This is a genomic window from Salmonella sp. 741265050_HSA (assembly GCF_046569445.1).
Taxonomy (GTDB): Bacteria; Pseudomonadota; Gammaproteobacteria; order Enterobacterales; family Enterobacteriaceae; genus Salmonella; species Salmonella enterica.
In genome coordinates, this window is record NZ_JBKFSV010000019.1 from 26,560 (window position 1) to 52,500 (window position 25,941).

Below are 25,941 nucleotides of genomic sequence, written 5' to 3' on the forward strand. Positions count from 1 at the left end.
TGTTATCGTTAATAGTTGACATAGTTTCGGATTAAGACTATTCCCTGAGGTGCTTTTTAAGCCTATTTTTGCTAGAATTTGGGGTTCAAACCTTAACTTCGTGAAAAATAAAAGGTGTTGGAATGTATCAATCCGACCAGGAGACCTAATGATATTGACTCCCATGCGACGATATGGGGCAATGATTCTTATGTTACTCACCATCGCATTTTCGGGTGAGGTGCTGGCAAAGACGCACGCAACACAAACGAGTCAAAAGTCCCACATAACTGAGACAAGTTATAAACAGGTTAGCAGTAAACAAGAGTATTCTCGCAATAGTGCAAAGAGCAGTTCACTTCCTGATTTGCGAAAATACCCTTCCGGAACCCCCAGAAAAAAAGCGTTTCTCCGGACCGTTATGCCTTACATCACCAGCCAAAATGCCGCGATTACCGCGGACCGTAATTGGCTGATCTCAAAACAGTACCAGAACCGCTGGTCGCCGTCTGAGCGCGCGCGTATGAAAGATATCGCGAAGCGCTATAAAGTGAGCTGGTCCGGCAACACGCGTCGTATTCCGTGGAATACGTTGCTGGAGCGCGTCGACATTATCCCAACCAGCATGGTGGCGACGATGGCGGCGGCGGAAAGCGGCTGGGGAACCTCTAAACTGGCGCGTAGCAACAACAACCTGTTCGGCATGAAGTGTACGAAAGGGCGTTGTACCAATACGCCGGGTAAGGTGAAAGGTTACTCGCAATTCGCGTCGGTTGAGGAGTCGGTGAGCGCGTATGTCGCCAACCTGAACACGCATCCGGCTTATTCTTCTTTCCGCAAGTCGCGCGCCCAACTGCGTAAGGCGGATCAGGAAGTCACCGCCACGGCGATGATTCATAAGCTGAAGGGTTACTCTACCCAGGGGTCGCGCTATAACAACTACTTGTTCGCGATGTACCAGGACAACCAGCGTCTGATCGCCGCGCATATGTAATTCTGTGTGCCGGATGGCGCTACGCTATCCGGCTTACAAGGCGTCTGTAGGCTGGATAAACTACAACAACGCTTCACTATGCTGGTCGCGATACTCCTTAGGCGTAGTGACGTATTCCTTTTTAAACACCGAATAGAAATATTGCAGTGACGGGTAGCCGCACATTTGCGAAATTTCGTTTATCGCCAACGTGGTGGAAATCAACAAACTACGCGCTTTTTCCAGCTTTTCGGCGTGGATCAGCGCATGTATCGTCTCGCCAACTTCTTCCTTAAAACGTTTTTCCAGGTTTGAACGTGAAATCCCAACCGCGTCCAGCACCTGCTCGACTTTAATGCCCTTACAGGCATGGTTACGAATAAAGTGCATCGCCTGGATAACCGCCGGATCGGTCAGGGAGCGATAGTCTGTCGAGCGGCGCGCAATGACGCGCACCGGCGGCACCAGAATGCGCTGTAACGGCATCTCTTCGCGCGCCAGCAAACGGTGCAGCAGTTTCGCCGCCTGATAGCCCATTTGCCGCGCCCCCTGCGCGACGGAGGAAAGCGCGACGCGCGACAGGTAACGGGTTAACTCTTCGTTATCAATACCGATAACGCAAAGTTTTTCCGGCACCGGAATATGCAGGTGTTCACAGGCCTGCAATACGTGACGGGCGCGGGCATCCGTTACGGCAATGATGCCGGTTTGCGGCGGCAGCGTCTGAAGCCAGTCGGCGAGGCGATTTTGCGCGTGCTGCCAGTTTTCCGGCGCGGTTTCCAGTCCCTGATAGACTACGCCGCGGTATTTTTCCTCGGCGACCAGCTGGCGAAAGGCGTATTCCCGTTCCGCCGCCCAATGTTTGCGGCTGGAGTCGGGCAAACCGTAAAACGCGAAGCGGTTAACGCCTTTTTCTTTTAAATGCAGGAAAGCGCTTTCAACGAGCGCATGATTATCGGTGGCGATGTAATGAACGGCGGGATAATTTTCAGCAAGATGGTAAGAACCGCCGACCCCGACAATGGGTACGTCGACATCGGCTAATAATTGCGCGATATCGTCATCATCGTAATCGGCAATAACGCCGTCGCCTAACCACTCTTTAATGTTATCGATACGGGCACGGAAATCTTCCTCAATAAATATATCCCATTCGGATTGCGAGGCTTGTAAATATTCACCCACCCCCTCCACTACCTGACGGTCATAGGCTTTATTCGCGTTAAATAACAGAGTGATGCGGTGACGTTTATCAAACATGAGGATATATCCTGCAAAAGTGAACCTGGACTCATGGATACTATCAAAACGGCTGACATAACGGTCTGGCGAATGATGACAAATTATTTTGCGCCTGAAACGTTATGCGAAATTCATCACAGCAAACGGCGGATGACAATTGTCATTTCTTATCTATATATTACGGTTTTTTGTTTATTTGCCAGGATTCGATCGCGATCGCTTTTTTCTTCTGTGGTTTTCAGCGTTTTTTTGAGAGCCAGCGCACATTTGGGGATTCTCTTAATAGCGGTGTGAAATAACGTAATTGAGCAATAAATCAGGAAATTCCAGTATGACGTTATGTCGTTTACTTGCCGTCTTATCTGATTATGGAGCTCACTATGCAGGCTTATTTTGACCAACTCGATCGTGTTCGCTATGAAGGCCCTCAATCGACTAACCCGCTGGCATTTCGTCATTACAATCCCGACGAGCTGGTTTTAGGTAAACGTATGGAAGATCACCTGCGTTTCGCGGCCTGTTACTGGCATACCTTCTGCTGGAACGGCGCGGATATGTTTGGTGTAGGCGCGTTTAATCGTCCGTGGCAGCAACCGGGCGAAGCGCTGGAGCTGGCGAAACGCAAAGCGGACGTGGCGTTTGAATTTTTCCACAAACTGAATGTGCCTTTTTATTGCTTCCATGACGTGGATGTGTCGCCGGAAGGCGCGTCGCTGAAAGAATATAAAAACAACTTCGCGCAGATGGTGGATGTGCTGGCGGCGAAACAGGAGCAGAGCGGCGTAAAACTGCTGTGGGGAACGGCGAACTGCTTTACCAACCCGCGCTATGGCGCAGGCGCCGCCACTAACCCGGATCCGGAAGTCTTTAGCTGGGCAGCGACGCAAGTGGTTACGGCAATGAACGCCACGCATAAACTGGGCGGCGAAAATTACGTCCTGTGGGGCGGGCGCGAAGGTTATGAAACGTTGCTGAATACCGATCTGCGCCAGGAACGCGAACAGATTGGCCGCTTTATGCAAATGGTGGTCGAGCACAAACATAAAATGGGTTTCCAGGGCACGCTGCTGATTGAACCGAAACCGCAGGAACCGACAAAACATCAGTATGATTATGACGTTGCAACGGTCTATGGCTTCCTCAAACAGTTCGGCCTGGAAAAAGAGATCAAAGTGAACATTGAGGCGAACCACGCGACGCTGGCGGGCCATTCGTTCCACCATGAAATCGCGACCGCTATCGCGCTGGGTATTTTTGGCTCCGTTGACGCCAACCGCGGCGATGCGCAACTGGGCTGGGATACCGATCAGTTCCCGATTAGCGTTGAAGAGAACGCGCTGGTGATGTACGAAATCCTGAAAGCGGGCGGATTCACAACGGGCGGTCTCAACTTCGACGCCAAAGTTCGTCGCCAGAGCACCGATAAATACGATCTGTTCTACGGTCATATCGGCGCGATGGATACGATGGCGTTGTCGCTGAAAATCGCCGCGCGTATGGTTGAAGACGGCGAGCTGGATAAACGCGTGGCGAAGCGCTATGCCGGCTGGAATGGCGAGCTGGGTCAGCAGATTCTGAAAGGACAACTCTCCTTAGGCGAACTGGCGCAGTATGCGGAGCAGCATAATCTGGCGCCAGTACATCAAAGCGGTCATCAGGAGCTGTTAGAAAATCTGGTTAACCGTTATCTGTTTGATAAATAACCCTATCTACCGGGCGACTCCGCGTTAGCCCGGCCTGTAGTCGTGATTAGCCCGGTAAGCGTAGCGCTGCCGGGCGCTTTCAGTAAAGGAACCCACACTATGTATATCGGGATCGATCTTGGTACATCGGGTGTAAAAGCTATCCTGTTGAATGAGCAGGGCGATGTGCTGGCTACGCATACTGAAAAACTGACCGTATTGCGTCCGCATCCCTTATGGTCGGAGCAGGAACCAGAGCAGTGGTGGCAGGCGACGGATCGTGCGGTTAAAGGTTTAGGTCGGCAACAGTCGTTAAGTGGCGTCCGGGCGTTGGGCATCGCTGGACAAATGCATGGCGCGACATTGCTTGATAGCCGTCAGCAGGTTCTGCGACCAGCGATTTTATGGAATGACGGACGCTGTAGCGAAGAGTGCGCCTGGCTGGAAAAACAGGTGCCGCAGTCGCGTGCGATAACCGGTAATCTGATGATGCCCGGTTTTACCGCGCCCAAATTAGTCTGGGTGCAGCGCCACGAACCGGATATTTTCCGCCAGATAGACAAAGTTCTGCTGCCGAAAGATTTTCTGCGGCTGCGAATGACGGGCGTCTTTGCCAGCGATATGTCGGATGCGGCGGGAACGATGTGGCTGGACGTGAAAAAGCGCGACTGGAGCGACGTTATGCTCAACGCCTGTCATTTAACCCGACAGCAGATGCCAGCGTTATTTGAAGGTAGTGACATTACCGGAACGTTGCTGCCAGAGGTAGCCAGCGCATGGGGAATGCCATCAGTACCTGTGGTGGCGGGCGGCGGCGACAATGCGGCTGGCGCGGTCGGCGTAGGAATGATCGATGCCGGACAGGCGATGCTCTCACTTGGAACATCGGGCGTCTATTTTGCCGTCAGCGACGGCTTTCTGAGTAAACCGGAGAGCGCAGTACACAGTTTTTGCCATGCGCTGCCGGAACGCTGGCATTTAATGTCTGTAATGTTGAGCGCCGCCTCTTGTCTGGACTGGGCGGCTAAACTCACCGGGCAGAAGAATGTCCCGACGCTGATTGCCGCCGCGCAGCTGGCGGATGAGCATACCGATCCGATCTGGTTTTTGCCGTACCTGTCCGGCGAGCGCACGCCGCACAATAATCCGCAGGCAAAAGGCGTTTTCTTTGGTTTAACCCATCAGCATGGCCCGGCGGAACTGGCGCGGGCGGTACTGGAAGGCGTGGGATATGCTCTGGCGGATGGCATGGATGTGGTTCACGCCTGCGGCGTCAAACCCGCCAGCGTGACGCTTATCGGCGGCGGGGCGCGCAGCGAATACTGGCGTCAGATGCTATCTGATATTAGCGGGCTACAGCTTGATTATCGTACTGGCGGCGATGTGGGGCCAGCGCTGGGCGCGGCGCGTCTGGCGCAAATTGCGGTGAATAAACAGACTCCGCTCGCCGATGTATTGCCGCAGTTGCCGCTGGAGCAGGCGCATTATCCTGATGCGCAGCGTCATGCGGTTTATCAACAACGTCGTGAAACCTTCCGTCGACTCTATCAGCAGCTGTTGCCGTTGATGTCCTAAGTCAGAATGCCTTTCGGTTTTGGCTGAAAGGCATTTCCCGTAAATATTAATTCTATTGAATTATATCGAAATAAGTATGTGTGTTTTCTGATTTTTATATTATTGCTGAGCAGGCGCCTTTTTCATCGCTATTTCTTCGCTTAATGTGTCTCACACAACCACAAGGAGAGTGAGATGGACGATCACGTTGCACGCAGGAAACGGATGTTCGGCCTGGGAATGTTAGTTGTCGGTGCAGTGGTATACCTGGTGGGACTGTGGCCAGGCTGTCATACATTAAGCGAAAAGGGATATTTTTTTGCGGCAATCGTCATGTGCGGTTTTCCAGTCTTAATTCGCCAGGAACACACGGGGAATGACCGCTTGCTTTCTCGTTGCAAATCTTTGCTGTTGCTTGGCATCGGCATGGTCGCGGTCGGCGTATTTAACCTGGCGCTGGCGGGCGCGCTGAAAATACTGTGTCTGGTGGCGCTGGGGGTCAGTATATATGGAACCGATCTTTACGCTTCCTACAGTGATGATGAATGATGGCCGGAGCCATCATTATCGTTTAGCTAACCCATTTCCGTTTATCAATACGCTGTAACAGCATGGAAAGTAGCAGGCTTCCTGTCACCGTCGCGGCAAAAACCCACACGATGTCTAACGGCGGCCAACGTTTTAACTCCAGACCATTAGTACGTAGCGCATGGATAATCAGCGCGTGGAAACCATAAATACCCAGCGAGTGGCGGGAGATAAGCCCCAGTCCAGGTAACGTCCGCGCATTCAGCTTATTTTTAACTACCGTGAACAGTGAGACGGCGCAAATAAACACCATGGGACCGCAATACAGATACCAGGTATCGGCAAAATTTCCGCGCCAGCGTAATTCATGCAATGTGCCGCGAGAAATAACAAATACCGCGATGATGAACAGGGCAGTGCAGATAAGCGTCAGCGATGGCTTTTGCGTCTCCATCATGCCAATGGCGCGGCCCAGGATACCGTAGAGAATGTAGTAGAACGTGTCGCCGCTGATATACAGATTGATGGGCAACCATTCAACGCCGCCGATTTTTTGCGGCACAGTATTTGGGTTAGCAATAATACCAATGATCACCATCAGCATCAGGAGCATTTTGCCGCTCACGTTTTTTACCTGGATTAATGGCGATACCAGGTAGATCACCGCAATCGCAAAGAAAAACCACAGGTGGTAAAACACGGGTTTTTGCAGCGCATTTTTTAGCGAAAGCTCGACGTTGATCGAAGTAAAAAGTGAAATGTAAGCCAGGGCGACAACGCTGTAAAAGATAAGGCACAGGGCGATACGTAAAAAATGCCGCGGTTGCGCGCAGCGCTCGCCAAAAAAAAGATAGCCTGAAATCATAAAAAACAGGGGAACGCTAACGCGCGAAGCCGAATTCAGGACATTCGCAATATCCCAGTTTAGCGGGCTGACGCTGTGGGCGTTGGTGATGTACCACGTTGTAGTATGGATCATCACTACCATTAAACAGGCGATCCCTCGCAGGTTATCAATCCAGTTAATTTTAGGCTGCATCAGTTCCTCAGCTTCCGTTTGAATAGAGTTCCAGCGCGGTGGCTCACTGGAAAAATCTGACTTTCTACGCTACATCTTGTGATGGCGTAAGGAGATTCGCACAATGTGTCTGCTACCCACAAACCTTAATAATAAGACTGACCAGCAAACCAGACGGTAATAAAAATGATAATGAAGTATTTCTGTACTGTGATGATAGCCATCGCTCTGGTGGGATGCACAGCGACACCGCCACCGACGCAAAAAGCCCAGCAGAGTAAAGTGAGCCCAACACGCACGCTGGATATGGAAGCATTGTGTAAAGCCCAGGCGGCGCAGCGTTACAACACTGGCGCACAGAAAATTGCTGTTACCGGCTTCGAGCAGTTTCAGGGGAGCTATGAGATGCGTGGTAATACCTTCCGTAAAGAGAGTTTTGTCTGCTCTTTTGATGCAGATGGGCAGTTTTTACATCTTTCTATGCGGTAAAAGCCGCGCCTGGTGAGGTGTGATGCCGCGAAATCCGGCAATTTTCGCTAAACAAACCGGTTTCATACTGTATATCTCGCATCCAGCGGGTATACTGGCTCCTTCCTTTAAATCCACACGTATCCAGCACGAAATAATATGCAAAAGTTTGATACCAGGACCTTCCAGGGCTTGATCCTGACCTTACAGGATTACTGGGCTCGCCAGGGCTGCACCATTGTTCAACCATTGGACATGGAAGTCGGCGCGGGAACTTCTCATCCAATGACCTGCCTGCGCGCGCTGGGGCCAGAGCCGATGGCGACTGCCTATGTGCAGCCTTCTCGTCGTCCGACCGATGGCCGCTACGGCGAAAACCCGAACCGCTTACAGCACTACTATCAGTTCCAGGTGGTGATTAAGCCGTCTCCGGAGAATATTCAGGAGCTGTACCTCGGTTCTCTGAAAGAGCTGGGTATGGACCCGACCATTCACGACATCCGTTTCGTGGAAGATAACTGGGAGAACCCGACGCTGGGCGCCTGGGGACTCGGCTGGGAAGTGTGGCTGAATGGCATGGAAGTGACGCAGTTCACCTACTTCCAGCAGGTCGGCGGCCTGGAGTGCAAGCCGGTGACCGGTGAAATCACCTACGGTCTGGAACGTCTGGCGATGTATATCCAGGGCGTGGACAGCGTTTACGACCTGGTCTGGAGCGATGGCCCGCTGGGTAAAACCACCTACGGTGACGTGTTCCATCAAAACGAAGTGGAGCAGTCCACCTATAACTTTGAATACGCCGATGTGGATTTCTTATTCACCTGCTTCGAGCAGTATGAAAAAGAAGCCCAGCAGCTGCTGGCGCTGGAAAACCCGCTGCCGCTGCCGGCCTACGAGCGTATTCTGAAAGCCGCCCATAGCTTCAACCTGCTGGATGCGCGTAAAGCTATCTCCGTCACCGAACGTCAGCGCTACATTTTGCGTATTCGCACCCTGACCAAAGCAGTGGCAGAGGCTTATTATGCTTCCCGTGAAGCCCTCGGCTTCCCGATGTGCAACAAAGACAAGTAAGAGGCGGCCATGTCTGAGAAAACTTTTCTGGTGGAAATCGGCACTGAAGAGCTGCCACCAAAAGCCCTGCGCAGTTTGGCTGAGTCCTTTGCTGCGAACTTCACTGCGGAGCTGGATAACGCCGGCCTCGCGCACGGTAACGTTGAATGGTTTGCCGCCCCGCGCCGTCTGGCGCTGAAAGTGGCGAACCTTGCTGAATCTCAGCCCGATCGCGAAGTCGAAAAACGTGGTCCGGCGATTGCCCAGGCGTTCGACGCCGAAGGCAAACCGAGCAAAGCGGCAGAAGGCTGGGCGCGCGGCTGCGGGATCACCGTTGATCAGGCCGAGCGTCTGAAGACCGACAAAGGCGAATGGCTGCTGTATCGCGCCCACGTGAAGGGCGAAAGTACCGAAGCGCTGGTGCCGAACATGGTAGCCACCTCGCTGGCGAAACTACCGATCCCGAAACTGATGCGCTGGGGCGCGTCTGACGTCCACTTCGTGCGTCCGGTACACACTGTGACTCTGCTGCTGGGCGATAAAGTGATTCCGGCGACTATTCTGGGTATTCAGTCTGACCGCGTCATTCGCGGCCATCGCTTTATGGGTCAGCCTGAGTTCACTATCGACAATGCTGACCAGTACCCGCAAATTCTGCTGGAGCGCGGTAAAGTCATTGCGGACTACGAAGCGCGTAAAGCCAAAATCAAAGCGGACGCCGAAGAAGCAGCACGCAAGATTGGCGGTAATGCCGACCTGAGCGAAAGCCTGCTGGAAGAAGTGGCCTCGCTGGTGGAATGGCCGGTGGTATTGACGGCGAAGTTTGAAGAGAAATTCCTCGCCGTGCCTGCCGAAGCGCTGGTGTACACCATGAAGGGCGACCAGAAGTATTTCCCGGTTTATGACAACGCGGGCAAGCTGCTGCCGAACTTTATCTTCGTCGCCAACATCGAGTCGAAAGATCCGACCCAGATTATCTCCGGTAACGAGAAAGTGGTGCGTCCGCGTCTGGCAGATGCTGAATTCTTCTTCAATACCGACCGTAAAAAACGTCTGGAAGACCATCTGCCGCGTCTGCAAACCGTGCTGTTCCAGCAACAGCTGGGCACGCTGCGCGACAAGACCGACCGTATTCAGGCGCTGGCGGGCTGGATTGCCGGTCAGATTGGCGCTGACGTCAACCACGCCACTCGTGCAGGCCTGCTCTCCAAGTGCGACCTGATGACCAACATGGTCTTCGAGTTCACCGACACCCAGGGCGTGATGGGGATGCACTACGCGCGTCACGATGGTGAAGCGGAAGATGTCGCGGTGGCGCTGAACGAACAGTATCAGCCGCGCTTTGCCGGTGATGACCTGCCGTCTAACCCGGTGGCCTGCGCGTTGGCGATCGCCGATAAGATGGACACTCTAGCGGGTATCTTCGGTATCGGCCAGCATCCGAAAGGTGACAAAGACCCGTTTGCGCTGCGTCGTGCCGCGCTGGGCGTGCTGCGCATCATCGTTGAGAAGAACCTCAACCTTGATCTGCAAACGCTGACCGAGGAAGCGGCGCGTCTGTATGGCGACAAGCTGACCAATGCCAACGTAGTCGATGATGTGATCGATTTTATGCTGGGTCGCTTCCGCGCCTGGTATCAGGATGAAGGTTACACCGTCGACACTATCCAGGCGGTACTGGCGCGTCGTCCGACCCGTCCGGCAGATTTCGATGCTCGTATGAAAGCGGTGTCGCACTTCCGTACCCTGGAAGAAGCCTCTGCGCTGGCGGCGGCGAACAAGCGCGTCTCCAACATCCTGGCGAAAGCCACTGAGCCGCTGAACGATATCGTCCACGCCTCCGTACTGAAAGAAGCGGCGGAAATTGAGTTGGCCAGACATCTGGTTGTGCTGCGTGATAAGCTTCAGCCGTACTTTGCCGATGGTCGTTATCAGGAAGCGTTGATTGAGCTGGCTGCTCTGCGCGCGCCGGTGGATGAATTCTTCGAAAATGTCATGGTTAACGCGGAAGAGAAAGATATCCGTATCAACCGCCTGACGCTGTTGTCGAAACTACGCGAACTGTTCCTGCAGGTTGCGGATATTTCGTTACTGCAATAAGCGTTCAGTTAATTAAACAAAAACCTGCTTTCGGGCAGGTTTTTTTATAATATAAATAGTATCAGTCGATTCGCTAATAATTCTGTAACTCATAGACGCGGTTATTTCTATTGATTGGCAAAAAATATTTCAGGAATACATTAACGCTGGCGGTACGGATATTAGCGTTAGAATAGCTACGGGTGCTTGAGACTGTTTGTCTCAGGTATTCACCAAAAGGCAGACAGAGAAAAGCCCCACCTGACTATAAATCAAAAGTGCACTGCGCCCATTATTGATCTCTTCAATAACGAAGCGATCTCCTGCAGTATTTCAGAATGTCCAACCATGCCGATGATCGATGACATACTCATGAAGGCATTTGCCAGACTTGATGCGGGTACCAATCCGGTTCTTCATTCAGATCAGGGCTGGCAATACCGTCATTGATGGTCCAGTATCAGTTACGAGAGTTTGGCATCATCCAAAGTATGTCCCGCAAAGGCAACTGCCTTGATAATGCCTGTGCAGAATGTTTTTTCGGGACTTTAAAATCAGAAAGTTTTTACACCAGTAAATTTAAGGATATTGATGAACTTAAGATAGCTATTGAGGATTACATACGATACTACAATACCCGACGAATTAACGGACTCATCCCGGTTGAATACCGCCTAACGAGCTATCCAGGCAGAAATTAACAAGTTCTGTACAGGGATGCTATCAGGGAACCTGAACGTCGGTGGATACGCTCACGCAAATGTCTGCTATGAGCGAAGAGCGGACGTTAGTATTGTCGTTAATCCACAATCAATATTGCGGCCATCTCATTAAATCAATCGGTAAAGGAAGATAGACAATATGTGCATCTTGAACCTTAAATATACCCCATCATGACGGTATGAAAATTGTCATAGCATAAACTAAGAAAATATTTATTTTTTAGAGATTCCTATTGCTGGCTTAAATTTAATGTTGAGTTATCGTGCAGGGTGTGATAAATAATATTCCAGCGTTCATCTTTATAATTATTATACATGGAGGTGTTTGAAATGCATACAATTCCCCTGATAGATAATTTTCAGTTTAAAATAAATTGCAATAGATATTATTCTAGAGAAAGAAGTGGATTTTCTGTCATATCAGAATTTAAACTCTATGAACTATTTACTAGTGTTTAGACCCTGTTTATGGGGCAGGAAATCCGCATTTTTGATCATCCCGACGGGCTTACGTTGTTAGTGGCGTACCGAAGGAGTAGTAAAGGGGATGTTATGGTAAATTATTCACCTAAAAACAGGAGTTGACATGAAATTTAAAAGGTTAAAAATATCTGATTGGCGCCAATTTAATGAGGTAAGCATAGACTTCCATAACAAAGTAACAGTGATTACTGGGTCTAATGGAGCAGGAAAGTCAACAGTATTAAGAATATTAGCTAAGCATTTCTCTTGGAATTGTGATTTTTTGGCAATGCCGTTTTACGATGAAGATAAAGGGATTAATATTTTCACTAATAAACGTCAAAGCAATTCATATTCTAATGCCAACCATAAAATAGGGGAAATAGAGTATTCAAATGAAATTATATCCTCTATATATATAGAAGAACATCCCAGGACTATAAACTATGATATAGCTATTGAAAATATTGACCGCAGCATTAAAGGGCTGTTTATACATTCGCATAGAGCATCAAATAACTATGAAATAACATCCAATATACCAACGGGTGTAATAAATGCGGAAGACTCCTATAAAAACCATTTACAAGCATATAAGAAACACTTAGAAAATAGTTCATTTAATGGCAACCCAACGGTAGAAATGAAGCAATCACTGTTATCCATGGCTGCCTTGGGAGTTGGGAATAGCTACATAAAGAAAAATAAAAAATCAGAAAAAACATTTACTTCATTCATAGAAATATTAAAGATAACTCTACCTAAAAACATTGGATTCAAAAATATAAGGTTTGAAGTTCCTGATGTTATTTTTGAAACAGATTCAGGCGACTTTGTATTAGATTCCGCGTCTGGTGGGATTATGTCTATAATAGATATATCGTGGCAAATATTACTTTATTCGCAAGATGCGGAGCACTTTACAGCATTAATTGATGAACCGGAAAATCACCTTCATCCAACAATGCAACGGTCATTGATAAATGATCTGATAAAAGCGTTCCCAAACGTTCAGTTTGTTATTGTCACCCATAGCCCATTCATTATTTCTTCAGTGAAAGACTCAAATGTTTATGCATTAAAGCATGATGACTCCAATAAAGTTAATTCTCATAAATTGGATTTAGAAGAAAAAGCATCAACTGCAAATAAAATATTAAGAGATGTTCTTGGAGTTTCAATAACTATACCTCAGTGGGCGGAAGATGAATTAGATAAAATATGTTCGATGTTAACTGCAGAAAACATAACTGAAAATAATCTAAATGAACTTAGAACTTCTTTAGATCAAGCAGGGTTGGGTGAGTTTTACCCGGAGGCCCTTTACCACATAGTTGGTGGTAAAAAATGATTAAACTAATAAAATTAACAGAGCCAGATATATTGGCTAAGAATTTTAAAAAATGGACAGATAAACATTTATCAAATATAGGGTCAGGCATAAATTCAAGTGATTATTTAAAAACCAGGTACTCACATGAAGATATAAAAGAGCAACTAATAAAAGAAACTAACGGGAAATGTGCATATTGTGAAAGCAAATTATTGCATATACATCATGGTGATGTTGAGCATATATATCCAAAGTCATTGGATGAATCAAAAAGATTCTTATGGATAAACCTTACGTTATCTTGTGAGATCTGCAATCAGAATAAAACAAATCTTGACCCAAATTTAAATAATATTCAAGATCCTTATTCAGGAAATCCTGAGAGTGTAATTATTTTCTGTGGCTCATTGGTTCTTGGTTCTGGAATTAAAGGGTTATCAACGCTTGCAATATTAGATCTTAATAGGAAGCAATTGATAGAAAAAAGACAAGAAAAGTTAGAGAAAATACTTTTGATTTTCAATCAAATATGCTCAGAGGCACTACCCCAAGCAGCAAGGCAAGCAATATATAACGATATGATTAAAAATGAAACATCAGCAGACCAAGAATACTCATCAATGGTGAAAAGTACAATTCGTCATGTTAGTTATATTATTCCTGGTGATATAAAGCAAAAATAAGAATTTAAAAGTGCATTTGATTTTAATTAAACGCACTTCCATAAGAATAATATATTATTCCTCTGTAGATAGAAACGCTCTCTTTTATATTGGAGCACTCGACGTTGGTAGCCTGAGCACATTGTAAATATCTCATTCAAAAGGAAATATGCTTTTAGAAATCGGAGCTAAAGTGCCGTAGTGTTCGCTATGTCCGCTGCTGGCGCAAAGCGGACATCAGTATTCAAAAAATGAAAAACGACGACTTGATGTATATCGTTTGCTATACATGGTGGTTGTGCTATCATTGTAAAGCAAATGCTATACAAGGGATGTCTCATGAAATCAGATGTTCAACTTAACCTTAGAGCTAAGGAATCGCAGCGGGCGCTCATTGATGCAGCTGCGGAAATCCTTCACAAGTCACGTACAGATTTCATTCTGGAAACGGCCTGCCAGGCTGCCGAGAAAGTGATCCTTGACCGCCGTGTATTTAACTTTAACGATGAGCAATATGAGGAGTTCATCAATCTGCTTGATGCACCGGTCGCAGATGATCCCGTTATCGAAAAACTGCTGGCAAGGAAACCTCAGTGGGACGTGTAACAGCACCAGAACCTTTGTCCGCTTTTCATCAGGTAGCTGAGTTCGTCAGCGGTGAAGCTGTGCTCGATGACTGGTTGAAGCAAAAGGGCCTCAAAAACCAGGCTCTCGGAGCGGCCAGAACATTTGTGGTGTGCAAGAAAGACACGAAGCAAGTAGCCGGTTTTTACTCTCTGGCCACCGGTAGCGTCAATCATACAGAAGCGACAGGCAACCTTCGGCGTAACATGCCAGATCCCATCCCTGTCATTATACTTGCCCGTCTTGCTGTCGATCTCTCATTCCATGGAAAAGGGCTTGGTGCTGATTTACTTCATGATGCAGTGCTTCGTTGCTATCGGGTTGCCGAGAATATTGGTGTACGTGCAATCATGGTTCATGCACTTACCGAAGAAGCCAAAAATTTCTACATTCACCATGGTTTCAAATCATCACAAACTCAGCAGCGAACATTGTTCCTTAGGCTCCCTCAATAGAATGCAAAGACTGTTATGTTCAAATCGCTATAAGCGATAATTTGATAGAACTTCTAAGGTTAAATTCAGGAAGAATACGACGAACAAAATATTGATGAGACAGGAATCCGCGTGATGCAAGAAAGCAACGGAATGGATAATCCGATTGCGGACAATGTTATTTAGTTATAGCCAGAAACAAAAAAGAGCCCATGTATTAAATGGACTCTTTCGCTGATGCCTCGGTTAATCTGTCCAGGTTTTGGGGTCAGTACAAAGTGAGCCCACCTCTGCCATTCTTGTGGCGTTATGCATTCTCAAGGCACTCTGTTAATTTTATCTTGTTGGCGCTTTGTAGGCCCGATAACCCATTATGTTATCGGGCATTTTTTTAACGTAATGGTAATTCCGTCAGACAGGTCTGGCTGTCATCTTTGGTGGCAATGGCATGTGACGCCGTTTTACCGTTGTAGCTTACTTCGAGCGTCCCTTCCATATTGCGCGGTAGCCAAACACCGATAAATCCGTTTCGATAGCTTTGCATCTCTTTTTGTACAATGACAGCGCCTTTACTGTCTGTCACTTTTACAGTGAACGGTTTATTCGGCATTTCTCCCTGACAGCCGGAAAGGCTGTGGTTAAAACAGGGGTGTGTCCGCCATTCATAGGGCGCAAAAGAGAGATAGAATTTGTCGCCTAACGGCAGCGTATAAATCTGCTCTCCGTCAGATAATTTGAGCTCGGTACTGGTAATCGACGCGGAGTAAGGCAAAGGACGGCTCTGCGGCGTCTGATCAATCGTATCCACGATCTGCTCAACCGTTTTTCCCGCCAGCCCATGTTGCGCCAGAAAAGCGGATTCTGCGGATGCCGCAAGCGCGGAGCCGCTGGCGCATAAACCCAAAAGTAATAACCATGATGATTTCGACATAACTTCAATTCCTTGTGAACAATCTCCTTGCCTACTATAGGGGTTCCCCTAAGGGAAAGGTCAAAGGGACGCAGGGTAAAGTAATGCAAAGTTATGCTGGGGGAGAGGGGGGAATTGGAATAAAAAAAATCCCCGCCATCAGGCAGGGATTCAAAATTCTGAGCTTTTTAAGCTTACAGGCTGGTTACGTTGCCAGCTGCCGGGCCTTTAGCGCCGCTTTCGATGGTGAAGGAAACTTTCTGACCTTCGTCCAGAGATTTGTAACCATCGTTCTGAATAGCGGAGAAGTGTACGAACACGTCTTTAGAACCGTCATCAGGAGTAATAAAGCCGAAGCCTTTATCAGCGTTGAACCATTTTACGATACCAGTCATTTTACCGGACATAGTGTATTACCTTTTAAAAAATAAGTGTGCCTTTCGGCGTTATGGCGTGCTTTACAGATTTTTTAAGCGTTAAGGAAATGCGCACTACGAGGGGTATCTAATGGATAACTCTTGAAGGGACTTGCCTTACTAAACTGCTTTAATGGTCTGTACGTCAAACCGTTGAGCACATTAACTCATGTAATGCCGGGCGATGCAACTTTTATTTTACTTTATTTCTCCAGGCCAGGAATCGGGCGGGGAAAACGGTCCTTACGCAGGACCGTTAAAACAGAAAGGGGTAAAAATTACTCCATCAATTGCTTACTTAAGCGTGGGTTCGCCTGTATCAGGCGCATCAATTTGAGCTCTGCTGGCGTGGGTTTTTCGCGTTTCGATTCCCATTCCTGAACCATGGCAACCGTTACGCCCAGCGCTCTGGCGAATTCATCTGTTTTTAGTCCCGTCCCTCTCCGTAACTGTTCAAATTCGGTAAAAGGATTGGGTTTTTGCGTCAGGGTGATCTTTCGCGTTTCATCTTTAAAAACAATTTGTTCCAGGCTGCTCAGCAGCTCAAACATCGGATCTTTATATTCCATTGAGAACTCCTGTAAATCACACAGCGGGATCGTGAAGTGCATCGAAGCCTCTTAAGAATAGTCGGGAAACTTGCGGGTGGGGGGCGACGCGCCGCCAGGAAGCGCTATCGATTCGTTTCGATGCCTTACGCTACGCGACTTTTAGGACGCTAACAATTTGATCCAGGAAGGTATATCCGTCTTTCAGAAAATAATTGTAAAGATTAAAAAAATATTACATCCCCCGCTGGAAAGCTTTCTTGCCGCGTTTTTTATCGCAGTGTCAGGCCAAAAATTAACAATAAAATAACAAATTAAGCATTGATGCAGATAAACATAATTTTCCGCTACAAGATCGCGTGGAAAGGGTATCCTGCAAGCCTGACCTGGACTATCCTTGTAAGCCGTCAGGCACGCAGGTGTCGTTGTGCGCATTTTTGGGTGAAAGGAGTATTAACAATGGCGACAGGTAAGTCCTGCTCTCGCTGGTTTGCGCCTGTTGTGGCGTTATTAATGGTGTTTAGCCTGAGCGGGTGTTTTGATAAAGAAGGCGATCAGCGCAAAGCGTTTGTCGATTTCCTGCAGAATACAGCAATGCGTAGCGGAGAGCGTTTACCAACGCTGACGGCCGATCAGAAAAAACAGTTTGGTCCGTTCGTGTCTGATTACGCGATACTGTATGGCTACTCGCAGCAGGTAAACCAGGCGATGGATTCCGGTCTGCGCCCGGTGGTCGATAGCGTTAACGCCATCCGCGTTCCGCAGGATTATATGACGCAACGCGAGCCGCTGCGGCAGGCAAATGGTTCGTTAGGCGTGCTGGCGCAACAGTTGCAGAATGCAAAACTGCAGGCTGATGCCGCGCATGGCGCGTTAAAGCAGGCCGATGACCTGAAACCTGTGTTTGATCAGGTCTACAAAAAAGTAGTCACCGTGCCGGCAGATGCTTTGCAGCCGCTGATCCCGGCGGCGCAGATCTTTACGCAGCAGTTGGTACAAGTGGGCGATTATATTGCGCAACAGGGCGAGCAGGTGAGCTTCGTCGCGAACGGCATTCAGTTCCCGACCTCACAGCAGGCCAGCCAATATAATGCGCTGATTGGGCCGTTGGCCTCGCAGCATCAGGCGTTTAATCAGGCCTGGACGGCGGCGGTAAACGCAACCCAGTAATGACAGTCTGCCCGATAAGCGCAAGCCAGCGCTTATCGGGCCTGTAGCGCTATCCCGCCGCCTGCGGGTTGACGCAGTTCTTCTCTATTTTTCCCTGCAGCGCATCAATCAAATTATCCACCGCACAGGCCATCATGTTGTAGCGCGTCTCATGCGTTGCCGAGCCAATATGCGGCACCGCGACGACATTAGACATGTTCAGCAGGGGCGAATCCACGGATAGCGGTTCATGTTCAAAGACATCCAGACCTGCCGCATATATTTCACCGTTTTGCAGCGCGGCAATCAGCGCGTTTTCATCGACCACCGGACCGCGTCCGGCATTAATAAAAATGGCGGACGATTTCATTCTGGCAAACTGTGTTGCGCCAAACAGATGTCGCGTTTCTGCCGTTAGCGGCAGGATCACGCAGACAAAATCAGCCTCCTGCAACAGCGTATCCAGATCGCAGTAGCGGGCGTTAAACCGGTCTTCCGCCTCCTGATGCCGCCGACGAGCGTGATAGAGAACCGGCATGGTAAACCCAAAGTGCGCTCGCTGCGCCAGCGCCATCCCGATACGCCCCATCCCAACGATACCGAGTGTTTTGTGATGCACATCGATGCCAAACCACGCCGGGCCAATGCTTTCCGTCCATTCACCCGCTTTAACCCGTTCTGCGACGTCTACCACGCGGCGGGCAGTGGTCAGCATCAACGCCATCACTGTATCGGCAACGGTTTCCGTCAAAACGGCAGGCGTGTGCATCAGGACTATTTTGCGGGCAGTAAGGGCGTCCACTTCGACATTATCGTATCCCACCGAGATGGTCGACGCCGCGCGTAGCGCCGGCATTTTTTCCAGCAGCGCGCGGTTAACGGTTTCGCTGGCGCCCAGAAGGCCTTGCGCGCTGGCAAATGCCTGCGCGTGTCGCGCGACCGTTTCCGGATGCAGGTTCGGTACCTGGGTGACGGTAAAATGCGCCTCCAGGCGATGCAGCAAATCATCAGGCAGGGTTTTGTAGAGAATGATGGACGGCTTCATGCGACTCTCCGTAAATCAAAAGGTAAGCGCGGCATGCGCCAACCGGAACAGGCTTATTATTAACCCGTTTAGCCATCATCGACCAGCCAATTTCCCCGCTGTCGGCAGCCGTGTCGTGGTAAATGATGAATGAATACCGAATGATGTGCGATGTAACCGGTCTGGCGAGGGAATAATGCAGGCCGGGTAAAGCATGCCGCCTTACCCGGTACGATAGTTTACTGCAATGGACTCAAGGTAATTTCGACGCGGCGGTTTTGCGCCTTACCTTCTGCCGTACTGTTGCTGGCGATCGGGTTCGCCGGCCCCATTCCGCTGGTACGGATACGGCTGGCGTCGACGCCCTGGGTGATCAGCGAGCTGGCGACGGAGTCAGCACGCTGCTGCGACAGACGCATATTCAGATCGTGGCTACCGGTACTGTCGGTGTAGCCCACCACATTGACGGCGGTCTTGGGATACTCTTTCAGCACCATCGCCACGCCGGTCAGCGTGTTAGCGCCTGCCGGTTTCAGCGTCGCGCTGCTGCTGTCGAAGGTGACATTATTCGGCATATTCAGAATGATATTATCGCCGCTTCGCGTCACGCTAACGCCTGTGCCCCGCATTTTGTCACGCAGTTTCGCTTCCTGTACGTCCATGTAGTAACCCACGCCGCCGCCCAGCGCCGCGCCAGCCGCCGCGCCAATCAGCGCGCCTTTACCGCGATCTTTTTTGGAGGAGGAGAGTGCGCCGATGCCTGCGCCGACCAGCGATCCAATACCCGCGCCAATGCCGGATTTACCTGCTTCGCGTTCGCCGGTGTAAGGGTTTGTTGTGCAGCCAGATACTGCCAGGGCGCCGCTCACGATGGCAGCAATCACAAATACACGTTTTTTCATCTTAAATCCTTATCACTTTTTTATTTTTACCACAGCGACCGTGGCGGTTGATTATGACGTCTGCACATGAAGAAAATTCCAGGGAAAACTCTGAAATTTGTAAGTAACATTGATCGGCAAAATAAATAATCCCAATAATTCAGGAGCGAACCTTGACCCACGCACCATCGCGTCATTCGGTATTGACCGCCGCACACTGGGGGCCAGTCCGCGTTGAAACCGACGGAGAACGCATTTTTGCCTCGTATGGCGAACTCCCGACGGCACACCAAAATTCCCTGCAAACCGTTGTGCATGACCAGGTGCACAGTAAAACGCGGGTTCGCTTCCCGATGGTGCGTAAAGGGTTCCTGGCTTCTCCCGATAAGCCGCAAGGCATACGCGGGCAGGATGAGTTTGTTCGCGTAAGTTGGGATGACGCGCTGGATCTGATCCACGCTCAGCACAAACGTATTCGCGAAAGTTATGGGCCATCGTCCATCTTCGCTGGCTCCTACGGTTGGCGTTCGAACGGCGTATTGCATAAAGCGGCTACGCTATTGCAGCGTTACATGGCGCTGGCGGGAGGGTATACCGGCCATCTTGGCGATTATTCCACCGGCGCGGCGCAGGCTATCATGCCTTATGTGGTGGGTGGCAACGAGGTTTACCAGCAGCAGACTAGCTGGCCGGTGGTGCTGGAACACAGCGAGGTGGTGGTGCTCTGGAGCGCGAACCCGCTGAATACTCTGAAAATTGCCTGGAATGCCTCGGATGAACAGGGGCTCGACTATTTTGCGGCGTTGCGACAAAGCGGCAAGCGCCTGATCTGCATCGATCCAATGCGATCGGAAAGCGTCGACTTTTTTGGCGATAAGATGGAGTGGATCGCCCCACATATGGGCACCGATGTGGCGTTAATGTTGGGAATCGCCCATACGCTGGTGGAAAACGGTTGGCAGGATGAAACGTTCCTTGCCCGCTGCACGACGGGTTATGACCGCTTCGTCGACTATCTTTTGGGCACGACCGACGGTACGGCCAAAACAGCGGAATGGGCGGCGGAAATTTGCGGCGTTTCTGCGGTGAAAATCCGCGAACTGGCGGAAATATTTCATCATAACACCACCATGTTGATGGCTGGTTGGGGAATGCAGCGTCAGCAGTTCGGCGAGCAAAAGCACTGGATGATCGTTACGCTGGCCGCAATGCTGGGGCAAATTGGTACGCCTGGCGGCGGGTTTGGTTTTTCTTATCATTTTGCTAACGGCGGAAACCCGACGCGCCGCGCCGCCGTGTTAGCCTCGATGCAGGGAAGCATCCCTGGCGGGGTCGATGCGGTAGATAAAATACCGGTGGCGCGTATTGTCGAGGCGCTGGAAAACCCCGGTGGGTTTTACCAACACAATGGGATGGATCGCCGCTTCCCGGATATTCGTTTTATCTGGTGGGCGGGCGGCGCGAACTTTACTCATCATCAGGATACCAACCGTCTGATTCGCGCGTGGCAAAAACCGGAACTGGTCGTTATCTCGGAATGTTTCTGGACGGCCGCCGCGAAACACGCGGATATTGTTCTGCCTGCGACCACCAGCTATGAGCGTAACGATTTAACCATGACCGGCGACTATAGCAATCAACATTTGGCGCCGATGAAGCAGGTCGTGTCGCCCCGGTGGGAGGCGCGGAATGATTTTGACGTTTTTGCTGAACTGAGCGAACGGTGGGAAGTCGGCGGTTACGCTCGGTTCACCGAAGGAAAAAGCGAGCTGGCGTGGCTGGAGACTTTCTACAATATTGCCGCCCAGCGTGGCGCCAGCCAGGGGGTGACGCTGCCGCCGTTTGCCGCATTCTGGCAGGCTAACCGTTTACTGGAAATGCCGGAGAATCCCGCCAACGCGCAGTTTGTGCGCTTTGCGGATTTTCGCCGCGATCCTGATAACCATCCGCTAAAAACGGCCAGCGGCAAAATCGAAATCTATTCTGCGCGCATTGCCAGCTATGGTTACGCGGATTGTCCCGGTCATCCGATGTGGCTGGTGCCGGATGAGTGGCACGGGAACGCCGATGCGGGACAGGTTCAGCTACTTTCCGCGCATCCGGCGCACCGTCTGCATAGCCAGCTTAACTACAGTTCGTTACGGGAGCGGTATGCGGTAGCCGGACGCGAACCGGTGACGATTCATCCGCAGGATGCGACAACGCGCGGAATCGTCGATGGCGATACGGTACGCGTCTGGAATCATCGCGGGCAGGTTCTGGCGGGCGCGGTCGTTACCGACGGAATTCGGCCTGGCGTTATCTGTATTCACGAAGGCGCATGGCCGGACCCTGAACCTACCGCAGGCGGCATATGCAAAAACGGCGCGGTAAACGTCCTGACAAAAGATCTTCCCAGTTCCCGGCTGGGGAACGGTTGTGCGGGCAACACCGCGCTGGTCTGGTTTGAGAAATATACCGGCCCGGCGCTACCGCTTACGGCGTTTGATCCGCCTGCCAACTCATAATCCAGGTGGGGTGGGCGGTATCCTCCTGCCAGGCGCTATCTTCAATACGAAAACCAAGCGCATGGTAGAAGTTTACGGCGGATTGATTTTTCTGGTAAACCTCAAGGCTCAGCAGAGGAAAACGTTGCTGGACATATTCCAGAAGCGCTTTGCCAATGCCGTGTCTTAACGCGTCGGGGGCGACAAACAGCGCCCCGACAAAACGGGCTTCCAGTACGCTGACGAAGCCTTTCAGTTGCCCATTTTCCTCCCATACCCAGGTTTGCGCGGCGGGTAAATAGACGTCGCGTACAATTGCTTCGCTCTCGTGCCAGTAACGTTCTTCGATAAAGGGATGGGCATAAATGGTACTTTTCATCCACAGCGCCAGAATAGACGCCATGTCTTCACTCTGGGATTTGCGAATCATGTTTTTCTCCCGGATGGCAAAAACAGCCGGTAATATGGTCGTTGACCAGTCCGCACGCCTGCATAAAGGAGTAACAGATAGTCGTACCGACAAACTTGAAACCGCGTTTTTTCAATGCCTTAGCAAGCGCATCGGACGCAGGTGTTGAGGTGGGGATCTTATCCAGGCTGGCCGCCTGGGTGATCTGCGGCTGGCCATCAACGAATGACCAGACAAAATCGGCGAAAGACTCGCCGTTTTGCTCCATCGCAAGCCAGGCGCGGGCGTTACTGATAATGGCCTGAATTTTACCGCGATGTCGTATGATGCCCGTGTTCTGCAGCAGGCGTTCAACATCCTCCTCCTGCATAGCTGCGATGCGTACCGGGTCAAACTGATGAAAACAGGCGCGGTAGTTCTCCCTCTTTTTAAGCACGGTGATCCAGGATAAACCGGCCTGTTGACCTTCAAGACAGATCATTTCAAACAGCTTTCTGCTATCGGTTTCCGGCACGCCCCACTCGTTATCATGATAGGCAATATAAAGGGGGTCCTGGCTGACCCAGTCGCAACGCTGCATAGACTTCCTCGTTATTGTGGTTACCGCGAAAATTTCCTTCAACCCGCCTTGACGGGCCCGCTAAAAGGACAATAGTTAATACAGGGCTGATGCCCGACATCCTTCATTCAATGACAATAATATCGCCGAATTCGGCTCTACTCTGGAGTCGCGTTGATGATTGTAAGAAAACGCCGTGGTCGCCGGACATTGCGTTGTCTGGCGGGCCTTATGGCCTGCTCGTTTTTTATCAATACCACGTATGCCTGGCAACAAGAATATATCGCTGAAGCGGCTCCGGGGCATACGACGGAACGCTATACCTGGGACAGCGATCACCAACCGAATTACAACGACATACTGGCCGAACGTATTCAGTCTACGCAAAATACGGTGGGTCCGGTGCTTAGCCTGGCGGATGAAACCCCGCTTGATGCGACCAGCGGTATCAGTATGGGCTGGAATTTTCCGCTTTCCCGACGCGTGACCACTGGGCCGGTCGCGGCGTTGCATTACGACGGTTCGACGTCATCAATGTATAACGAATATGGCGATAGCGCGACGACATTAGCGCTTACCGATCCGTTATGGCACGCCAGCGTCAGTACGTTAGGCTGGCGGGTAAACTCGCAGTTCGGCGATGTCCGTCCCTGGGCGCAAATCAGCTATAACCAACAGTTTGGGGAAAATATCTGGAAAGCGCAGTCCGGGTTGAGTCGTATGACCGCAGGAAATCAGGCGGGAAACTGGCTGGATGTCACCGTAGGCGCGGACGTGTTACTTAACCCGCACATGGCGGCGTATGCGGCGTTTTCCCAGGCGGAAAATAGCGCTACGGATAGCGATTATTTGTATACCCTGGGGGTGAACGCTCGCTTTTAACGAGATAAACCGCTGCCTGGACTTATTAGAAGTTCAGCTAATACCCTGTCTATATATTTACAAAAATATATAGGTCAATCACATTCTCTATAGACACTTTTTGCGCTTCCTGTGGTCTACTTAGCCGCGCTTGTAGACTTTCTCACATCTGCGTTAGCCGCATATTTACCTGTTTGATTAAAGAATCGTTGTACAGGTCGTTTTTATCCCGATTCCCAGGGTTTGTTTGCATGAGATACATTAAATCGATGACGCAACAGAAACTTAGTTTCTTGCTTGCGCTCTATATCGGTCTGTTTATGAATTGCGCCGTGTTTTACCGCCGTTTTGGCAGTTATGCGCAAGAATTTACCGTTTGGAAAGGCCTCTCCGCAGTTGTCGAACTTGGCGCCACGGTGCTGGTCACTTTCTTCTTACTTCGTCTTCTTTCACTGTTTGGCCGACGCGTCTGGCGCGTGCTGGCCACGCTGGTGGTGCTGTTTTCCGCTGGCGCCAGTTATTACATGACCTTCCTGAACGTGGTGATTGGCTACGGCATTATTGCGTCTGTTATGACCACCGATATCGATCTCTCGAAAGAGGTGGTGGGGCTGCACTTCGTATTGTGGCTGATTGCCGTGAGCGTGCTTCCGCTCATCTTTATCTGGAGTAACCACTGTCGCTACACGTTGTTGCGCCAGCTACGTACGCCGGGGCAGCGTTTTCGCAGCGCCGCTGTAGTGGTACTCGCAGGCGTAATGGTGTGGGCGCCTATCCGCCTGCTGGATGTACAGCAAAAAAAGGTTGAACGGGCGACAGGTATCGACTTACCCAGCTATGGCGGCGTGGTGGCGAACTCCTATCTGCCTTCAAACTGGTTATCTGCGTTAGGGCTGTATGCCTGGGCGCAGGTAGATGAGTCGTCGGACAATAATTCGTTAATAAACCCGGCCAGGAAATTTACCTATGTTGCGCCGAAGGATGGGGATGACACCTACGTCGTTTTCATTATCGGTGAGACGACCCGTTGGGATCACATGGGGATTTTCGGCTACGAGCGTAATACCACGCCGAAGCTGGCGCAGGAAAAAAATCTGGCGGCGTTCCGCGGCTATTCTTGCGATACCGCGACGAAGCTTTCTTTACGCTGTATGTTTGTACGGGAAGGCGGGGCGGATAATAACCCGCAGCGTACCTTAAAAGAGCAGAATGTTTTTGCCGTACTCAAACAGCTCGGATTCAGTTCCGATCTGTACGCCATGCAGAGCGAGATGTGGTTCTATAGCAATACCATGGCGGATAATATCTCCTACCGCGAGCAGATCGGCGCCGAGCCGCGTAACCGCGGTAAAACGGTTGATGACATGCTGTTGATTGATGAGATGCAGAACTCGCTTGCCCAGAACCCGGAGGGTAAGCATCTGATTATCCTGCATACTAAGGGGTCGCATTTTAACTATACGCAACGTTATCCGCGCAGCTACGCTCAGTGGAAGCCCGAATGTATTGGGGTCGATAGCGGCTGCACGAAAGCGCAGATGATCAACTCTTACGATAACTCCGTGACCTATGTGGATCACTTTATTACCAGTGTGTTCGATCAGCTGCGTGATAAAAAAGCGATTGTGTTCTACGCGGCTGACCACGGCGAGTCGATTAACGAACGCGAACATTTGCACGGTACGCCGCGCAATATGGCGCCGCCGGAGCAATTCCGTGTTCCGATGCTGGTATGGATGTCGGATAAATATCTTGCCAGTCCGCAACATGCGCAGATGTTCGCTCACCTGAAACAGCAGGCGGAGATCAAAGTGCCGCGTCGTCATGTGGAGCTGTACGATACGATAATGGGCTGCCTGGGGTATACATCGCCGGATGGCGGCATTAA

Annotated in this window: 24 protein-coding genes and 1 pseudogene (1 of these 25 only partly in view); 16 read left to right on the plus strand and 9 right to left on the minus strand. The window is 50.3% G+C overall.

All coding sequences use genetic code 11. The annotated features are described in order from the left end of the window. Window positions 1-148: 148 nt before the first annotated feature. Complete coding sequence (locus ACLD4F_RS20210) at window positions 149-973, plus strand: protein bax (RefSeq protein ID WP_001575119.1); 825 nt, start codon at window positions 149-151, stop codon at window positions 971-973. Window positions 974-1,033: 60 nt separating this feature from the next. Here the strand turns inward: ACLD4F_RS20210 and xylR are convergent, their stop codons facing one another. After that, window positions 1,034-2,212 (minus strand): D-xylose utilization transcriptional activator XylR, encoded by a 1,179-nt coding sequence (gene xylR / locus ACLD4F_RS20215; RefSeq protein WP_000459824.1) that lies wholly within the window; start codon window positions 2,210-2,212, stop codon window positions 1,034-1,036. A 362-nt stretch (window positions 2,213-2,574) separates the two neighbouring features. On the opposite strand from xylR, the gene xylA reads away from it, so the two are divergent. The 3 genes from xylA (at window position 2,575) to ACLD4F_RS20230 (ending at window position 5,979) form a co-directional block, all read left to right on the plus strand. After that, window positions 2,575-3,897, plus strand: coding sequence for a xylose isomerase (gene xylA, locus ACLD4F_RS20220; RefSeq protein ID WP_001149561.1), 1,323 nt, complete (start codon window positions 2,575-2,577; stop codon window positions 3,895-3,897). 99 nt (window positions 3,898-3,996) lie between these two features. Then, window positions 3,997-5,451: a xylulokinase gene (xylB, locus tag ACLD4F_RS20225; protein ID WP_076727373.1), complete on the plus strand. Its 1,455-nt coding sequence runs from the start codon at window positions 3,997-3,999 to the stop codon at window positions 5,449-5,451. A 174-nt stretch (window positions 5,452-5,625) separates the two neighbouring features. After that, window positions 5,626-5,979 carry a YiaA/YiaB family protein gene (locus tag ACLD4F_RS20230; protein WP_001635944.1) on the plus strand — a complete coding sequence of 118 codons (354 nt, stop codon included), beginning with the start codon at window positions 5,626-5,628 and terminating at the stop codon, window positions 5,977-5,979. A 22-nt stretch (window positions 5,980-6,001) separates the two neighbouring features. On the opposite strand, the gene ACLD4F_RS20235 is transcribed toward ACLD4F_RS20230, so the two are convergent. After that, a complete protein-coding gene (locus tag ACLD4F_RS20235; RefSeq protein ID WP_001182572.1) occupies window positions 6,002-6,997 on the minus strand; it encodes an acyltransferase in 996 nt (331 codons plus the stop codon). A 165-nt stretch (window positions 6,998-7,162) separates the two neighbouring features. Between ACLD4F_RS20235 and ACLD4F_RS20240 the strand changes: the two genes are divergently transcribed. The 8 genes and pseudogenes from ACLD4F_RS20240 (at window position 7,163) to ACLD4F_RS20275 (ending at window position 14,831) form a co-directional block, all read left to right on the plus strand. Next, on the plus strand, window positions 7,163-7,465 hold the full coding sequence (locus ACLD4F_RS20240; protein WP_000605592.1) for a YsaB family lipoprotein: 303 nt from the start codon (window positions 7,163-7,165) through the stop codon (window positions 7,463-7,465). Between the two features lie 138 nt (window positions 7,466-7,603). Next, complete coding sequence (glyQ, locus tag ACLD4F_RS20245) at window positions 7,604-8,515, plus strand: glycine--tRNA ligase subunit alpha (RefSeq protein WP_001168556.1); 912 nt, start codon at window positions 7,604-7,606, stop codon at window positions 8,513-8,515. A gap of 9 nt (window positions 8,516-8,524) precedes the next feature. Further along, a complete protein-coding gene (gene glyS, locus ACLD4F_RS20250) occupies window positions 8,525-10,594 on the plus strand; it encodes a glycine--tRNA ligase subunit beta (RefSeq protein WP_001291745.1) in 2,070 nt (689 codons plus the stop codon). Window positions 10,595-10,858: 264 nt separating this feature from the next. Continuing rightward, window positions 10,859-11,274, plus strand: a pseudogene (locus ACLD4F_RS20255) (transposase); the annotation flags it as partial. 607 nt (window positions 11,275-11,881) lie between these two features. Further along, a complete protein-coding gene (locus tag ACLD4F_RS20260; protein ID WP_079944122.1) occupies window positions 11,882-13,108 on the plus strand; it encodes an AAA family ATPase in 1,227 nt (408 codons plus the stop codon). After that, window positions 13,105-13,773 (plus strand): HNH endonuclease, encoded by a 669-nt coding sequence (locus tag ACLD4F_RS20265; protein ID WP_023213311.1) that lies wholly within the window; start codon window positions 13,105-13,107, stop codon window positions 13,771-13,773. The genes ACLD4F_RS20260 and ACLD4F_RS20265 overlap by 4 nt, the downstream gene beginning before the upstream one ends. A gap of 297 nt (window positions 13,774-14,070) precedes the next feature. Next, window positions 14,071-14,358 carry a DUF1778 domain-containing protein gene (locus tag ACLD4F_RS20270; RefSeq protein ID WP_000965886.1) on the plus strand — a complete coding sequence of 96 codons (288 nt, stop codon included), beginning with the start codon at window positions 14,071-14,073 and terminating at the stop codon, window positions 14,356-14,358. Then, entirely contained in the window at window positions 14,346-14,831 is a 486-nt protein-coding gene (locus ACLD4F_RS20275; RefSeq protein ID WP_000533909.1) for a GNAT family N-acetyltransferase, read from the plus strand. The genes ACLD4F_RS20270 and ACLD4F_RS20275 overlap by 13 nt, the downstream gene beginning before the upstream one ends. A gap of 370 nt (window positions 14,832-15,201) precedes the next feature. On the opposite strand, the gene cueP is transcribed toward ACLD4F_RS20275, so the two are convergent. The 3 genes from cueP to ACLD4F_RS20290 all read right to left on the minus strand — a co-directional run bounded on the left by cueP (window position 15,202) and on the right by ACLD4F_RS20290 (window position 16,705). Beyond that, window positions 15,202-15,741, minus strand: coding sequence for a copper-binding periplasmic metallochaperone CueP (gene cueP / locus ACLD4F_RS20280; RefSeq protein ID WP_000047139.1), 540 nt, complete (start codon window positions 15,739-15,741; stop codon window positions 15,202-15,204). A gap of 173 nt (window positions 15,742-15,914) precedes the next feature. Then, entirely contained in the window at window positions 15,915-16,127 is a 213-nt protein-coding gene (gene cspA / locus ACLD4F_RS20285; RefSeq protein WP_000014594.1) for an RNA chaperone/antiterminator CspA, read from the minus strand. A gap of 287 nt (window positions 16,128-16,414) precedes the next feature. Beyond that, window positions 16,415-16,705: an HTH-type transcriptional regulator gene (locus ACLD4F_RS20290; RefSeq protein ID WP_000455790.1), complete on the minus strand. Its 291-nt coding sequence runs from the start codon at window positions 16,703-16,705 to the stop codon at window positions 16,415-16,417. Window positions 16,706-17,143: 438 nt separating this feature from the next. Here ACLD4F_RS20290 and ACLD4F_RS20295 point away from each other — a divergent pair, with 438 nt between their 5' ends. After that, window positions 17,144-17,854 carry a DUF3053 domain-containing protein gene (locus ACLD4F_RS20295; protein ID WP_000190524.1) on the plus strand — a complete coding sequence of 237 codons (711 nt, stop codon included), beginning with the start codon at window positions 17,144-17,146 and terminating at the stop codon, window positions 17,852-17,854. A gap of 49 nt (window positions 17,855-17,903) precedes the next feature. On the opposite strand, the gene ghrB is transcribed toward ACLD4F_RS20295, so the two are convergent. Both ghrB and ACLD4F_RS20305 read right to left on the minus strand, forming a co-directional pair. Then, a complete protein-coding gene (gene ghrB, locus ACLD4F_RS20300) occupies window positions 17,904-18,878 on the minus strand; it encodes a glyoxylate/hydroxypyruvate reductase GhrB (RefSeq protein ID WP_079944123.1) in 975 nt (324 codons plus the stop codon). A 218-nt stretch (window positions 18,879-19,096) separates the two neighbouring features. Further along, entirely contained in the window at window positions 19,097-19,759 is a 663-nt protein-coding gene (locus ACLD4F_RS20305) for an OmpA family lipoprotein (RefSeq protein WP_000747548.1), read from the minus strand. Between the two features lie 152 nt (window positions 19,760-19,911). Here ACLD4F_RS20305 and ACLD4F_RS20310 point away from each other — a divergent pair, with 152 nt between their 5' ends. After that, window positions 19,912-22,245 carry a molybdopterin guanine dinucleotide-containing S/N-oxide reductase gene (locus ACLD4F_RS20310; RefSeq protein ID WP_079981667.1) on the plus strand — a complete coding sequence of 778 codons (2,334 nt, stop codon included), beginning with the start codon at window positions 19,912-19,914 and terminating at the stop codon, window positions 22,243-22,245. Here ACLD4F_RS20310 and ACLD4F_RS20315 read toward each other — a convergent pair. After that, window positions 22,214-22,654 carry an N-acetyltransferase gene (locus tag ACLD4F_RS20315; RefSeq protein ID WP_000619902.1) on the minus strand — a complete coding sequence of 147 codons (441 nt, stop codon included), beginning with the start codon at window positions 22,652-22,654 and terminating at the stop codon, window positions 22,214-22,216. The two genes, ACLD4F_RS20310 and ACLD4F_RS20315, sit on opposite strands and share 32 nt — an antisense overlap. Beyond that, window positions 22,632-23,213, minus strand: coding sequence for a DNA-3-methyladenine glycosylase I (tag, locus tag ACLD4F_RS20320; protein WP_001188418.1), 582 nt, complete (start codon window positions 23,211-23,213; stop codon window positions 22,632-22,634). Before tag ends, ACLD4F_RS20315 begins: the two co-directional genes overlap by 23 nt. 156 nt (window positions 23,214-23,369) lie before the next feature. On the opposite strand from tag, the gene ACLD4F_RS20325 reads away from it, so the two are divergent. After that, window positions 23,370-24,074 carry an autotransporter domain-containing protein gene (locus ACLD4F_RS20325; protein WP_374732398.1) on the plus strand — a complete coding sequence of 235 codons (705 nt, stop codon included), beginning with the start codon at window positions 23,370-23,372 and terminating at the stop codon, window positions 24,072-24,074. A 230-nt stretch (window positions 24,075-24,304) separates the two neighbouring features. After that, a protein-coding gene (gene eptB / locus ACLD4F_RS20330; protein ID WP_079944126.1) for a kdo(2)-lipid A phosphoethanolamine 7''-transferase crosses the window boundary here: on the plus strand, window positions 24,305-25,941 show its 5' portion. The gene runs 55 nt beyond the window's last position; the window shows 1,637 of its 1,692 coding nt (coding positions 1-1,637); its start codon is at window positions 24,305-24,307; its stop codon lies off the right edge, out of view.